The organism is Zobellella sp. An-6, from assembly GCF_052487945.1.
Window position 1 is genome coordinate 3265755 of record NZ_CP199259.1, and the last position, 13162, is coordinate 3278916.

Below are 13162 nucleotides of genomic sequence, written 5' to 3' on the forward strand. Positions count from 1 at the left end.
GGAAACAATCACCACATTTAATACCAAACCCAACCTCTTAAGTTATTGCTCTATTCTGTCCCCTGTGCCAACAGCCAGGATCCCGCCTTGGGATAGCGGCCCTGCAGGGTGAAGGGTATGGATTCGACCCGGCCGTTGTGGTAGCGCTGCACCGCCAGGTGCAAATGGGGCCCTGAGCTATAGCCGGTGTTGCCTGATGCCGCCACCTGCTGCCCGGCCCTCACCCAGTCCCCCTTCTTCACCCGCAGGGAGCCGGTGTGCAGGTGGGCGTAGAGGGTCATGGTACCGTCGTCGTGGCGCAGCCGCAGGTAATTGCTCTTGCCCCGGAATTCGGGTCTTAAGCCGCCGCCGGCATGGCTGTCCACCGCCGCCGCCACCAGGCCATCGCGGGTGGCGTAAAGCGGCGTGCCGATGGGCAGCGCGATGTCCAGGGCATAGCGGTTGGCGGGCCTGTTGTGGCTGAACTCGCCGTTGAACCCCTGGGACACCCGGTAACGCCCGGCCACCGGCGAAGCCAGGTCCACCGCCTGGGGGAGGTAGGAAGGGGATGAAAGCCGCACTTCGTTGCCGGTGTAGGCAAAGCCGTAGTCGTAGCGCCAGGCGCCGGGTCCCCTGGCGGTGAGCTTGCCCACGAACTTCTCTTCCCGGGGCGGCAGGCGGATCACCCGCTGCATCTCGCCCGGGATCTGCACGTTTTCCTGGCGAGAGAAGCGGAAGGTCAGTTCGGCCCGGGCGGGCAGCCGGTTGAGGGCAAAAAAGTAGTGGCCGTCGGGCTTTTCCACCACCCGTACCAGCACGGCGTTTCGATAAGGGGAGATGTTGGCGTCCGCGGCCAGGGGCCACGACAGCACCGCGGCCAGCAGGTAAAGACTCAGGCCTCTCATTGCTCGTCCTGGTGAGAATGTTGGCCTTTGAGTGTAGAAAGAGTCGGGCTATTTTTGCATCAAGACGGCGTCTTCCCGGCCGCCGGCGGTCTGGTAGTAGTCCCGCCGCCGGCCGCACTCCACATAGCCGCAGGCGCGGTACAGGGCCAGGGCCGGGGCATTGGAGGCACGGACTTCCAGCCAGAGCCGGGCCAGCCCCCGCTCCCGGCACAGGCGCAGATACTGCTCCAGCAGCTGCCGGCCCAGGCCCCTGCCCTGCCAGGACGGCGCCACGCAGATGTTCATCAGGGTGCTCTCGTCCAGGATCCGGTCGGCGATAAAGTAGCCCAGCAGTTGCTCCCCCTGCCAGAAGGAGCCGGTGAAATAGCGCTCGCCGAAGCTGTCGGCCAGCAGGGTGCGGCTCCAGGGGGATGCATGGGCGGCCTGCTCCACCGCCACCATGGCGTCCAGATCGGCGGCCGTCAGGGGGCGGAACAGAGGTGGCATAACCGGCTCCAGAGTTCGCGTTTTTGCGCCGGGGTCAGCGGCAGGCTGCCATGCCAGGCGAAGTGTGGCGTCGTCTCACCCAGGCCAAGGCCGAGCAGGGCGGGGGCGACAGGGCTGCCCGCGGCCCGCCATGCCGCTTCGTCCATCACCCGAAAGCGGGCCTCGTCCGGCCCCAGGGCCAGACGCAGATCGGACTCGATCCGCGCCGGAAGGGTCTCGCCCTGGCCCAGCACCAGCAGTACCACCGCCGGTGCCACGGCAGGCGCGGGAGCATGGGGCAGGCGCTCGGGGTGGCGGCAACGCCACACCGGCAGTTCAAGCAGTCGCCACAGTTGCGATTGTACCGGCGTCATAGCTACTCCATAACGCAAAAAGCCAGCATGGAGCTGGCTTTTATGTGTGAAGTTGGCAGGGGCAGAGGGATTCGAACCCCCAACCGTCGGTTTTGGAGACCGCTGTTCTACCAATTGGAACTATGCCCCTGCAACACGAGGCGCATTATAACCGGCGACCTTCAAAGGTAAAGGGCTTTTTCGACGCTTCGGACGCGTTCGCTCACCTTTTCGCCGCTTCCGCCGGCAGCGCCTCCCCAATTTTGCTTTGGGCGCACATTTCTCTATAATCCGTACGATTTGCAATCGCCCGGAGTGTCTGGATGTTCCTTCCTCGCCGTTATCCCCAGGTCGGTTTCCTGCCCGCTTGCTGTGCAAACGGCGGCGTTTGCGATCGAGTTAGCTCCAATGGCCCCATTCAGGGGCTTTTTTATGGTCTTCACCTTACACCTTGAAGAGCGTTGCTGATGGCAAACCCCCTATTTCAAAAGCATGTAATCTCCATTTCCGATTTCACCCGCGCCGAGCTGGAGCTGGTGATCGACACCGCCGTGATGCTCAAGACCCACCCCCGGCCCGAGCTGCTCAGGCACAAGGTGGTGGCCAGCTGTTTCTTCGAAGCCTCCACCCGCACCCGCTTGTCGTTCGAGACCGCGGTGCACCGGCTGGGCGGCGCCGTGATCGGCTTTTCCGACAGCGGCAGCACCTCCCTGGCCAAGAAGGGCGAAACCCTGGCCGACTCGGTGAAGATCATCAGCTCCTACAGCGACGCCTTCGTGATGCGCCATCCCCAGGAAGGCGCCGCCCGGCTGGCGGCGGAGTTCTCCTCGGTGCCGGTGATCAACGCCGGTGACGGCTCCAACCAGCACCCAACCCAGACCCTGCTGGATCTGTTCACCATCTATGAAACCCAGGGCACCCTGCAGAGCCTGACCGTGGCCTTCGTGGGCGATCTCAAGTACGGCCGCACCGTGCACTCCCTGACCCAGGCGCTCAGCCTGTTCGGCTGCAAGTTCTACTTTATCGCGCCCCAGGCCCTGGCCATGCCCGACTACCTGTGCGACGAGCTCACCGAAAAAGGCATCAACTTCGAGTTCCGCGACAGCATGGAAGAGGTGATGGACGAGCTGGACATCCTCTACATGACCCGGGTGCAGAAGGAGCGCTTCGACGAAACCGAGTACATGCACGTGGCTTCCAAGTACGTGCTCACCCCGGAGGTGCTGGACAACGCCAAGGACAGCCTCAAGGTGCTGCACCCGCTGCCGCGCATCGACGAGATCACCGCCGAGGTGGACGATACCCCCTATGCCTATTACTTCGAGCAGGCCGAAAACGGCGTTTACGCCCGTCAGGCCCTGCTCGCCCTGGTGCTGAACGAAAGCCTGTGAGAGACATGATGAACAAGAGTCAACTGCAAGTCGAAGCCATCCACAACGGCACCGTCATCGACCATATCCCCGCCGGCCAGGGCATCAAGATCCTGCAGCTGTTCGGCCTGGTGCAGACCCACGAGAAGATCACCGTGGGCCTGAACCTGCCCTCCAAGGCGCTGGGCGCCAAGGATATCATCAAGGTGGAAAACACCCGGCTGTCCGCCGCCCAGGCCAACCAGCTGGCGCTGTTCGCGCCCCAGGCCACGGTCAACCTGATCGAGGACTTCGAGGTGGTGGAAAAGCTGCAACTGCACCTGCCGGAGCGGGTTGAGGGGGTGTTCTCCTGCCCCAACAGCAACTGCATCAGCCACAACGAGCCGGTCACCAGCAAGTTCAGGGTACGGGCGGTGGACGGCCAGGTGCGCTTTCGCTGCCGCTACTGCGAGAAATCCTTCCACCGCGACATGATGGCGGTATAAGGTTCCGGGCCCGGCGGATGCCGGGCTTTTTTATCTCTCCGGTCATCTCCCTCCACCGCCTATACTTAGCCTGTGCGGAGCCAACCCTCCTGGAGGTACCCATATGACCAGCACCGAGTTCAAGCTGGCGAACGGAGACCGGGTGCTCTTTCGCCCCAGCTACGACAGCGACGACGACTTCGTGGGCTATGAAATGGTGGTCGATCACCCGGATCACCACTGCGAGCGCATGGAGCCCGAACGCCTCTTCCTGCCCGAGGAATTCGTGGACCTGGTGTCCCACTACGCCAGCGACAGGAAAACCCGAATGCTCTGATCACCAGGGGCGGCCTTGGCCGCCCTTTTCCATCACCCTGCAGTTGCCGGGTCGCTCCACACCATGCGTTGCAGGCGAATTTCCTACTGGGCGCAGTAGCCGCCATCCACCACATAGGTGTTGCCGTTGCAGCCGCTTGCGCCGTCCGAGAACAGAAAAACGGCCATCGCCGCGCATTCCTCATTGATCACATAGCGCCCCAGCGGCACCCGCAAGGCAAACATCTTGTGCACTTCCTCCCCATGACCGGGGCTGGCCTGCTCCTCGATGGAGCGCATCGCATCATGCGGTTATCCACCGGGCCCGGGTTGAGGGTGTTGACCCGGATGGCCTGCGGCCCCAACTCCGCCGCCAGGCAACGCATCAGGCCCACCACCGCATGTTTACTGCTCACATAGGGAGACAGTCCCGCCGCACCCCGCAAGCCGGCGACACTGGAGGTGATGACAATATTGCCGCCACCGGCCTGGTGCAGGGCCGGCAACGCCGCCACCCCCAGACGCACCCCCTGCACATTCACGGCAAAGACCTTTTCCCAGGCCGCATCGGAGCGGGAATCGAAAGACCCGACCTCCCCTTCTATGCCCGCATTCAGGAAAGCGCCATCCAGCCGGCCAAAGTGCTCCAGCGCCGCGGCCACCATCCGCTCGTTGTCTTCCCGGCGGCAGACATCCACCGCCAGCCCCAGGGCGCGCTCACCTAAGGAGCGGGCAATGGCCTCCACCGGCCCGGATCCAGATCCGTAATGACCAGGCTCGCGCCTTCGGCATGGGCCATCCGGGCCGTCGCCTCACCGATACCACCGGCACCGCCGGTAATCACAATGACTTTTCCGTTCAATCTGCTCATGGCCTGGCTCCTTCAGATCGACTCAGGGGACAGGGCTATCGACCACACCATAGCAAGATAGGCTCTAACCACCCAGTTGATGCGGATCCCGGGAACGGAGCCGCCGGTGAGGGGATACACCGCCCGTTACTGCGGCACTTTTGCATGTTCGTAGATATGCCAGTTCGCCCCCCGAAACTCGACCTCGCGCTTCAGGCTGGCCCCTATCGCCCTGGCCAGCCGAATAGAGGCCACGTTTTGGGCATGGATAAAGCTGATGAGGGCGATGTCGGGCAAATGGCTCAGCCCGACCCGGTGCACGGCCCGGGCGGCCTCGCTGGCAAGCCCCCGTCCCCAATAGGCGGGCGCCAGCGCCCACTTGATTTCCGGGCCTGGCCAGTCGTTCGGATACCAGAAGCCGACGGTGCCCACCACCACGCCGCTGGCCTTTTCCTCTACCGCGTAAGGGCCATAACCACGCAGGCTCCAGTGGCCAATCATGCCGCACAGGGTGCGCCAGGTTTCGCCTTCGGAAAGGGGCTGCCCAACGGTAAAGGTGGTGGCCTCGGCGTAAGAATAGTAATGATGGAGATCTTGCCAGTCCTCCTCCCGAAACGGCCGGAGTATCAGCCTCGCGGTCTCGATGTGCTCAGGTACCAAACATGTCATCGTCTTGTTGCTCCTCCGGAGATGGGGTATGGCGCCGGCGGCGATGGCCACCGCCGCCGGGCGTTGCCACAGTGGGCGTGATGCCGTTCAGAACCTGTACATCACCATGCCCTGCAGGCGCACGGCGTCCCCTTCCCGGCCGTCCTGTACCTGGCGGCGGTGATAACTGGTCTCGATGCCGTAGCTGACGCTGGCGAGCGGCGACCAGATGTAGTTGAGGTGCCAGGCCTCGAACTGCTGGTTGGCGGCGCCGCTTAGGGCACCGGCGGCCACCGCCTCGTCCAGCTCGGCCCGGGCCACCCCGTAGCCCAGGGTGATGTCGCCCGGGCCCGCCGCCAGGCTGACCCCGGCGGTGGCGCCGCTGGCCTCGATGGACTCCAGCTCGCCGGTCAGGGGATCCACGTAGGCGGGCGCCGCCGGGCTACCCTCCAGGTAGCCGCCGATGCCGTCGCCGTGGGTCAGGGCGCCGCGCAGCACCAATCCCGGCACCGGCCGGTAGGCCGCTTCCAGGTTCAGGCCCCAGCCGACGGCGCTCCGCTCCTCATCGCTGGCCGCCCGGTAATACGCCAGCTGGCGCAGCACCGCCGAGGTGCCAAAGTCCAGGCCGCCCGCCTTGCCCTGGTAGCGCAGGGTCAGGTCGGGCAGCGGATGCTTGACGCTGTCGGGCGCAGCCACGTTTACCTTACCGCCCAGGCTGCCCGGATCTTCCAGCGCCGCGGAAAAACCTCCCTGGCTATAGCGCAGCTGGGCCTGGCGGGCGGCGTTGCCCTGGCCCGGCTGGGGGGTGAAGTCGATAGTGGGGTTCATACCGAGAAAACCTCCGAAGTTGGTCCAGGTCTGGCCGGCGGTGATGCCGTTCCATTCGCCGTAGGCATGGCGCAGGCGGAAATGGCCGCCGCCGTTGCCGAAGAAGTCCCCTTCCAGCACCGCCTTGACCTCGCCCTGCTCGGTGGCGGTCAGGCTGCTCACCCCAAGCCGGCTCTGGTAGGCGTGCAGGGTACTATGGCCATCGGGCCCTTTTTCACCATCCAGGCGGATATTGCCGCGATTGACGGTGTTGCCCAGGTTGGCATCCACATCATGGATGATGTCGAGCTTGGCATAGCCGTAGACGCTGGCCCTGGTATCACCAATCTGCCACTCGAAGGCGGTGACGGAGCCGGACAGCGCCGAGGCCGCCAGGGCGGCGCAGAGGGTAATGGGTTTCATGTCCATATCAGTGTTCTTCCTTTTTATAGGTCGTGGTTAAGCCCCGTCCGAGAGAAATCGGAGACAGGGAATGCCGGAAGGCGGCCTCCGCCGCCTCCGCTCAGCAATCATGAAAGGGGGTTACCGTTGTCGGGCCGCCTGGGACGGCCCTTGTCAGGACGTCGGTATCAGGACTGGCTGCCCGGCACCTTGGCCAGGGAGACCGGCTGTGCGCTCCGGCCCGGTGCCGTTTCCCGCGACCAGTACACGCCGATGGCGCTCACCAGGCAAAGCCCGCAGAACAGCATGGCAATGTACTGGGTATTGGTGCCACCGCCTCCAAGGCCAAGCAAGGTCTGGGCGATAAGCGGGGTGAAGCCGGCGCCCAGCACTGTGGTAAGCTGGTAGGTCAGCGACAGCCCGGTGTAACGGGTGCGGGTGGTGAATTTCTCGCTGATAAAGGCGCCCATGGGGCCGTACATCACCGCCTGGATCAAGGGGTTGCCGATGATAAAGCCGAGCAGCAGCAGCCAGGGTGAACCGTGGCTGATCAGGGCGAACATGGGCCAGACCATGAGGCAGCCGATCAGGGCGCCCACCAGCATCACCGGACGGCGGCCGTAGCGATCCGACAACGCCGCCATCAGCGGGATGGTGAAGATGTGCAGCACGCTGGACAGGGTCAGCATCAGTAGGGCGTCGCTGCGGCTGTGGCCGATGGACACCGCGTAGGTCAGGCCGAAGGTGGCCAGCATCGACTGCATAAACAGCGGCGCCAGACCGGCCAACACGCCGAGGGAGATACTGGAGGAGGATTCCCGAAACAGCCGCACCAGGGGCACGCCGGTATGAGAAGACGCCTCGGGTTTGGCCTCTTCCGCTGCCTTGGCCGCCTCGAACTCGGGAGACTCGGTCACGCTGTAGCGCATGTAGAGGCCGATGATCACCAGGATGGCGGACAGCAGGAAGGGAATGCGCCAGCCCCAGCTCATAAACTGCTCCTCGGGCAACAGCGAGAACAGCCCCAGCACCATGGTCGCCAGCACGGCGCCGGACGGACCGCCGGCAACCGCTATGCTGGCGCCGAAACCCTTGGACTTCTTGCTCGAGTGCTCCATCGCCAGCAGGGTGGCACCGGCCCACTCGCCGCCCACCGCCAGGCCCTGGATCACCCGCAGCACCACCAGGGTGATGGGCGCGGCCACGCCTATGGTCTCATAGGTGGGCAGCAGGCCGATCACCACCGACACCACCCCCATCACCATCAGGGTGATGAACAGCACCAGCTTGCGCCCCACCTTGTCGCCGTAGTGGCCGAACAGCAGGCCACCCAACGGACGGGCCACATAGCCCGCCGCCAGGGTCAGGTAGGACAGCATCAGTCCCACACCGGGCTCCAGATCACCGAAGAACAGCACCGGGAACACCAGGCTGGCGGCGGCGGCGTACAACAGGAAGTCGTAGAACTCCACCGTGGAGCCCAGGTAGCTGGAGATGATGGCCCGGCGGCTTTCCTTGCGCTGCTGCCGGGGATCCTTGGTGCCGTCGCCAGGACGGGCTTGATGGGTTGATATTGACATTGACTCTCTCCTCCTAGAGTTGACCGGACTGGCCATGCTTTCCTGCTTGCCTCCACACAACGGAGACATTTGACAAACAAGTTATTTACCTTGATGAAACACCCGCAGTGTAAAAACGGGACGGCAAGTGGACAACGAAAAACGGCCACAAGGTGCACCGTGTGCACATCATTGTTTTTTAAGTGTTTTTATGAATCCTAAAAGGGAACAGGTGAAGCCTTTGCTTCACCCGACGGGGAGGGAGCGCACCTCGGCACACCGCCGCCGGCGCAAGCAAAACCAAAAAAGCCCGGGCCTGCGGCTCCACTAAAGGAGTCGCGGGCCCGGGCCCATCATCCGCCCGAGGCGCGGTTCGGCTTATCCCTGGCGTGCCGCCAGCATGTCCAGGGCGACGTCCACTATCATGTCTTCCTGGCCACCCACCATGCGCCGCTTGCCCAGCTCCAGCAGGATGTCCGCCGTCTTCAGGCCATAGCGCCGCGCCGCCGTTTCGGCGTGGCGCAAGAAGCTCGAATAAACACCGGCGTACCCCAGCGCCAGCGTCTCCCGATCCACCCGCACCGGTCGGTCCTGCAACGGCCGCACCAGATCGTCCGCCGCGTCCATCAGGGTGGCGAGGTCGGTGCCGTGGTGCCAGCCCAAGCGCTCGGCGGCCGCGATAAACACCTCCAGCGGTGCGTTGCCGGCCCCCGCGCCCATTCCCGCCAGGCTGGCGTCGATGCGATCACAGCCCTCTTCCACCGCCACCATGCTGTTGGCCACTCCCAGGCTCAGGTTGTGGTGGGCATGGATGCCGGTCTCGGTCTCCGGCTTGAGCACCGCCTTCACCGCCCGGAAGCGGTCGCGCACGTCCTGCATGGTCATGGCGCCGCCCGAGTCGACGATGTAAATGCAGGTGGCGCCGTAGTCCTCCATCTTCTTCGCCTCCAGCGCCAGGTTGCCGGGGCTGGTCAGGTGGCTCATCATCAAAAAGCCGACGGTGTCCATGCCCAGCCGGCGCGCGTGCTCGATATGCTGGCGCGACACGTCCGCCTCGGTGCAGTGGGTCGCCACCCGCACCACCCGCGCCCCGGCCCGGTAGGCGTTATCCAGGTCGTGCACGGTGCCGATGCCAGGCAGCAACAGGGTCGCCACCCTGGCGTGCGTCACTTCCTCCGCCACCGCCGCTATCCATTCCAGATCGGTGTGGGCACCGAAGCCGTAGTTGAAGCTCGAACCCTGCAGGCCGTCGCCGTGGGCCACCTCGATGCTGTCCACCCGCGCCGCGTCCAGGGCCCGGGCGATGGTCCGCACCTGGTCCAGGGAATACTGGTGACGCACCGCGTGGCTGCCGTCGCGCAGGGTCACGTCGGAGATATAGAGTTTCTTGCCGTGTTGTATGCTCATCCGAAGTTCCTCCTCAGGCGTTGAGCTGGGACCGGGCCATCCGTTCGGCGGTGGCCAGGGCGGCGGAGGTCATGATATCCAGGTTGCCGGCATAGGCCGGCAGGTAGTGGGCCGCCCCTTCCACCTCGAGGAACACCGCGGTCTTGAGACCGCTGAAGTCCCCCAAACCGGGGATGTGCAGCGGCGCCTCGGCCGGGATGACCTCGAACTGCACCCGCTGCTTGAGCCGGTAGCCCGGCACATAGCCCTGCACCGCCGCCACCATCTCCTCGATGGAGGCCGCCACCTCGGCCTGGTCGGTGGCTTCGGACAGCACATAGACGGTATCGCGCATCATCAGCGGCGGCTCCGCCGGGTTGAGCACGATGATGGCCTTGCCCCTGGCCGCCCCGCCCACCTGCTCGATGGCCCTGGAGGTGGTCTCGGTGAACTCGTCGATATTGGCGCGGGTGCCGGGACCGGCGGACTTGCTGCTGATGGACGCCACTATCTCGGCGTAGTGCACCTTGGCTACCCGGGATACCGCCGCCACCACCGGTATGGTGGCCTGGCCGCCGCAGGTGACCATGTTGACGTTGCCCTCGGCCAGACACTGCTCCAGGTTCACCACCGGCACGCAGTAGGGACCGATGGCCGCGGGAGTCAGGTCGACCACCTTGATGCCCGGCTTGTACTTGCGCAGCAGGGCGTCGTTCCTGATGTGGGCGCCGGCGGAGGTGGCGTCGAACACCACCTCGATGTCGGCGAACTCGGGCATCGCTACCAGGCCGTCCACCCCTTCGTGGGTGGTGGCCACCCCCATGCGGGCAGCACGGGCCAGGCCGTCGGAGGCCGGGTCGATGCCGACCATGACGCCCATCTCCAGCTGTTGGCCCTGGCGCAAGATCTTGATCATCAGGTCGGTGCCGATATTGCCCGAGCCGATGATGGCCGCTTTCAGTTTGTTCATTTCCTCTTCCCCTCTGTAATGGGTTCAGTCCCGACCGAAGTTCACGGCTACCTGGCCGATGCCGTCGATCTGGGCTTCAAAGCGATCCCCCGCCGCCACCGGGGCCATGGGCCCCAGGGCCCCGGTCAGGATCAGGTCGCCGGCGCGCAGCGGCTCGCCCAGCCGGCTCATGGTGCGCGCCAGCCAGACGGCGGCGTTGAGCGGATGGCCCAGGCATTCGGCACCGCTGCCGGCGGACACTTCCTCGCCGTTGCGGGTCATGCGCATGCTGGCGGCACGCAGATCCAGGCCGTCCGACCGGCGGGCCGGGCCGCCCAGCACGAACAGGCCGCTGGAGGCGTTGTCGGCCACGGTGTCGACGAAGCGGATGTCCCAGTCGCGCACCCGGCTGCCGACGATCTCCAGCGCCGGCAATACCCAGCCGGTGGCGGCCAGCAGCTCGGCGAAGGTGGTGTCGGCCGCCGGCAGATCCCGCTCCAGGATCAGGGCGATTTCTGCCTCTATCTTGGGTTGCAGAACCCGGCCGAAGGGCACCGTCTCGTTGTCGCCATAGCCCATGTCGGCGAACAGGGTGCCGAAATCGGGCTGGTCCACCCCCAGCTGCCGCTGCACCTTGGGGTTGGTCAGGCCGATCTTGCGGCCGACCACCCGGCGCCCGCCGGCCACACCCTGGGCCACGTTGATGCGCTGGATGGCGTAGGCCGCCTCGGCGTTGCCCTCTCCTATGTATTCACGCAGCGGCGCCAGGGGCTGGCCCTCGGCCTCGGCCCGGCGCAGGGCGCCGGCCAGTTGTTCCAGAGTTTCTTGATTCGGGTTCATCGGTTTTCCCTCTCTCGGGCGATCAGTGGGTCAGGAAGTCCAGCACCATGCGGTTGAACTTGTCGGCGTGCTCCCACTGGGCCCAGTGGCCGCAGCGGTTGAACAGGTGCAGCTCGGCGTTGGGCAGGCCGGCCACCAGGCGCAGGCCTGTGTCCATGGGCACGAAGCGATCCTGCCGGCCCCAGATCACCAGAGTCTCGGCGGTAATTTCCCCCAGTCGCGGGCTGAAATCCGGGAACTGCTTGGGGTTGGCCGCGATGCTCTTGACGAAGTTATCCAGGTGATCCCGGCGCGCCAGCATGTTGTCGAGCCGGGCCTGGAACAGCTCCTCGGTGAGATCCGAGGTGTCGTAGACGAAGATCTCCATCATCGCCTTGAGGTTGTCGATGGTCGGGGCGCGGTAGAGGCCCTGCAGACGCTTGATGCCTTCGGTGGGCATAGGGGTGAACAGGCTGGCGCCGCCGGTGCCGCCGCCCATCAGTACCAGCTTGCCAACCCGCTCCGGATAGCGCAGAGCGAAGGCCACGGCGCTGTGGCCGCCCATGGAGTTGCCGAGGATGTCCACCTTTTCAATGTCGAGGGCGTCCAGCAGCCCCTTGAGGGCGGTGGCGTTGAGATCGGAGCGGGAGCCCTCGCAGACGATGCTGTCGCTCTTGCTCCAGCCCGGGCAGTCCAGCAGTATCACCCGGAAGCCGGCCTCCACCAGGGGAGCGACATTGCGGTTGAAGTTGGCCCAGCCGCTGGCGCCGGGGCCGGAGCCGTGCAGCATGACCACCACCCGGTCACCCTGGCCGCAGTCGTTGTAGTGCAGTTGCAGGTCGAGATCGCCTTCCCGGATGCGGACGAAACGGCTGGTGACGGCTTCGGTAAGATGTTGGCTTGTCATAGTCTGGTTCCTGTGGTCGTTGAATTAAGAAAAACGGTTCAGCGCAGCGGCGCCGCGCTGAGCGAGCCGAAGCCGGCGATCCACTCGGGGATGGCGCGGTAGTAGCCGTGGTCCGCCCCATAGGGGCCATAGGCCGAGAGTGCGGCGAAGGCCGCCACCCAGGTCTTGACCTCGTTGGCCGACTTGCCGGCCAGGGCCGACAGTTCCTCGTTGCCGAGCCCGTCCAGCTCAGCCAGGCGGCCTTCCGCCAGGGTGGCCATAAACTGCCGATCCCACTCGGGATTGAGCGGGTACAGGCTGTGCTGGTCCTCGACGAAGGCCCGCGCCGCCGCTATCACCCGCTGGGTGCGGGCCTCGCGTTCCGCCACCGGCAGGTCACGGCCGCTGCCCTTGAGCCGGTCGGCCAGGTGCTCGTTGGCGGTGGCCAGCTCCGGCACCGGCGGCTGGTGCGACAGGCCGCCGGATCCGAGCAGCAGCACCCGCTTGTCCAGTGAGCGGGCGAACCGGCCGATGGCCTCGCCCAGCAGGCGGGCGCGCCGGAAACCGGGCAGGGGCACAGCTACCGAGTTGATGAACACCGGGATCACCGGCACCCGATCGATGCTGCCCAGCAGGAATTCCAGCGGCTGGGCGAAGCCGTGATCCACCTGCATGCGGTAGGACACGGCGGCGTCGACACCCTGGGCCAGCACGCTGCGGGCGCAGTCTTCCGCCAGCGCCCGGGGCACCGGCAGCGCGCCGGCGGCGGTGCCGAAGTCACCGATGGCCCGGGCTGCCATGCCGATGCAGAAGGACGGCATGATGTCGTAGAAGAAGCCGTTGTAATGATCCGGCGAGAACAGGATCACCAGCTCGGGATCGAAGCGGGCGATGCGCTCCCGCGCCGCGGTGATGGTGGCGTCCACCTCCGCCACCACGGCGGGCGCGGGATCCACATGACCGATCAGCGGGGTGTGGGACAGGCAATGCAGATAAACACTCATC

General features: G+C 65.4%; 17 protein-coding genes and 1 tRNA gene. 3 read left to right on the forward strand and 15 right to left on the reverse strand.

Annotation, left to right across the window (positions count from 1 at the left end):
- Positions 1-50: 50 nt before the first annotated feature.
- The 4 genes from ACT7DK_RS15255 to ACT7DK_RS15270 form a co-directional block, all read right to left on the reverse strand.
- A complete protein-coding gene (locus ACT7DK_RS15255) occupies positions 51-884 on the reverse strand; it encodes a M23 family metallopeptidase (protein ID WP_445400624.1) in 834 nt (277 codons plus the stop codon).
- A 48-nt stretch (positions 885-932) separates the two neighbouring features.
- A complete protein-coding gene (rimI, locus tag ACT7DK_RS15260) occupies positions 933-1370 on the reverse strand; it encodes a ribosomal protein S18-alanine N-acetyltransferase (RefSeq protein ID WP_445400626.1) in 438 nt (145 codons plus the stop codon).
- On the reverse strand, positions 1346-1723 hold the full coding sequence (locus ACT7DK_RS15265) for a hypothetical protein (RefSeq protein WP_445400628.1): 378 nt from the start codon (positions 1721-1723) through the stop codon (positions 1346-1348). The genes rimI and ACT7DK_RS15265 overlap by 25 nt, the downstream gene beginning before the upstream one ends.
- Positions 1724-1776: 53 nt before the next feature.
- A tRNA-Trp gene (locus tag ACT7DK_RS15270) sits at positions 1777-1853 on the reverse strand.
- Between the two features lie 316 nt (positions 1854-2169).
- Between ACT7DK_RS15270 and pyrB the strand changes: the two genes are divergently transcribed.
- From pyrB to ACT7DK_RS15285, 3 genes are all read left to right on the forward strand, one after another.
- Positions 2170-3093, forward strand: a complete 924-nt coding sequence (gene pyrB, locus ACT7DK_RS15275; RefSeq protein ID WP_445400630.1) for an aspartate carbamoyltransferase — start codon at positions 2170-2172, stop codon at positions 3091-3093.
- Positions 3094-3098: 5 nt separating this feature from the next.
- Positions 3099-3557 (forward strand): aspartate carbamoyltransferase regulatory subunit, encoded by a 459-nt coding sequence (gene pyrI / locus ACT7DK_RS15280; RefSeq protein WP_445400632.1) that lies wholly within the window; start codon positions 3099-3101, stop codon positions 3555-3557.
- Positions 3558-3660: 103 nt separating this feature from the next.
- Positions 3661-3873, forward strand: a complete 213-nt coding sequence (locus ACT7DK_RS15285; RefSeq protein WP_445400634.1) for a hypothetical protein — start codon at positions 3661-3663, stop codon at positions 3871-3873.
- Between the two features lie 83 nt (positions 3874-3956).
- On the opposite strand, the gene ACT7DK_RS15290 is transcribed toward ACT7DK_RS15285, so the two are convergent.
- The 11 genes from ACT7DK_RS15290 to ACT7DK_RS15340 form a co-directional block, all read right to left on the reverse strand.
- Positions 3957-4097 (reverse strand): SDR family oxidoreductase, encoded by a 141-nt coding sequence (locus ACT7DK_RS15290; protein ID WP_445400636.1) that lies wholly within the window; start codon positions 4095-4097, stop codon positions 3957-3959.
- Complete coding sequence (locus tag ACT7DK_RS15295; protein ID WP_445400638.1) at positions 4061-4597, reverse strand: SDR family NAD(P)-dependent oxidoreductase; 537 nt, start codon at positions 4595-4597, stop codon at positions 4061-4063. The genes ACT7DK_RS15290 and ACT7DK_RS15295 overlap by 37 nt, the downstream gene beginning before the upstream one ends.
- Complete coding sequence (locus tag ACT7DK_RS15300) at positions 4573-4722, reverse strand: SDR family NAD(P)-dependent oxidoreductase (protein WP_445400640.1); 150 nt, start codon at positions 4720-4722, stop codon at positions 4573-4575. Before ACT7DK_RS15300 ends, ACT7DK_RS15295 begins: the two co-directional genes overlap by 25 nt.
- Positions 4723-4848: 126 nt before the next feature.
- Positions 4849-5370, reverse strand: coding sequence for a GNAT family N-acetyltransferase (locus ACT7DK_RS15305; RefSeq protein ID WP_445400642.1), 522 nt, complete (start codon positions 5368-5370; stop codon positions 4849-4851).
- An 87-nt stretch (positions 5371-5457) separates the two neighbouring features.
- On the reverse strand, positions 5458-6585 hold the full coding sequence (locus tag ACT7DK_RS15310) for a DcaP family trimeric outer membrane transporter (RefSeq protein WP_445400644.1): 1128 nt from the start codon (positions 6583-6585) through the stop codon (positions 5458-5460).
- Positions 6586-6746: 161 nt separating this feature from the next.
- Positions 6747-8138 carry an MFS transporter gene (locus ACT7DK_RS15315; RefSeq protein WP_445400646.1) on the reverse strand — a complete coding sequence of 464 codons (1392 nt, stop codon included), beginning with the start codon at positions 8136-8138 and terminating at the stop codon, positions 6747-6749.
- 357 nt (positions 8139-8495) lie between these two features.
- Positions 8496-9524, reverse strand: a complete 1029-nt coding sequence (dmpG, locus tag ACT7DK_RS15320) for a 4-hydroxy-2-oxovalerate aldolase (protein ID WP_445400648.1) — start codon at positions 9522-9524, stop codon at positions 8496-8498.
- 13 nt (positions 9525-9537) lie between these two features.
- Positions 9538-10473 carry an acetaldehyde dehydrogenase (acetylating) gene (locus ACT7DK_RS15325; RefSeq protein WP_445400650.1) on the reverse strand — a complete coding sequence of 312 codons (936 nt, stop codon included), beginning with the start codon at positions 10471-10473 and terminating at the stop codon, positions 9538-9540.
- A 24-nt stretch (positions 10474-10497) separates the two neighbouring features.
- Complete coding sequence (gene mhpD / locus ACT7DK_RS15330; protein ID WP_445400652.1) at positions 10498-11292, reverse strand: 2-keto-4-pentenoate hydratase; 795 nt, start codon at positions 11290-11292, stop codon at positions 10498-10500.
- A gap of 22 nt (positions 11293-11314) precedes the next feature.
- Positions 11315-12178 carry an alpha/beta fold hydrolase gene (locus ACT7DK_RS15335; RefSeq protein WP_445400654.1) on the reverse strand — a complete coding sequence of 288 codons (864 nt, stop codon included), beginning with the start codon at positions 12176-12178 and terminating at the stop codon, positions 11315-11317.
- 38 nt (positions 12179-12216) lie between these two features.
- Complete coding sequence (locus tag ACT7DK_RS15340; protein ID WP_445400656.1) at positions 12217-13161, reverse strand: 3-carboxyethylcatechol 2,3-dioxygenase; 945 nt, start codon at positions 13159-13161, stop codon at positions 12217-12219.
- Position 13162: the final 1 nt, after the last annotated feature.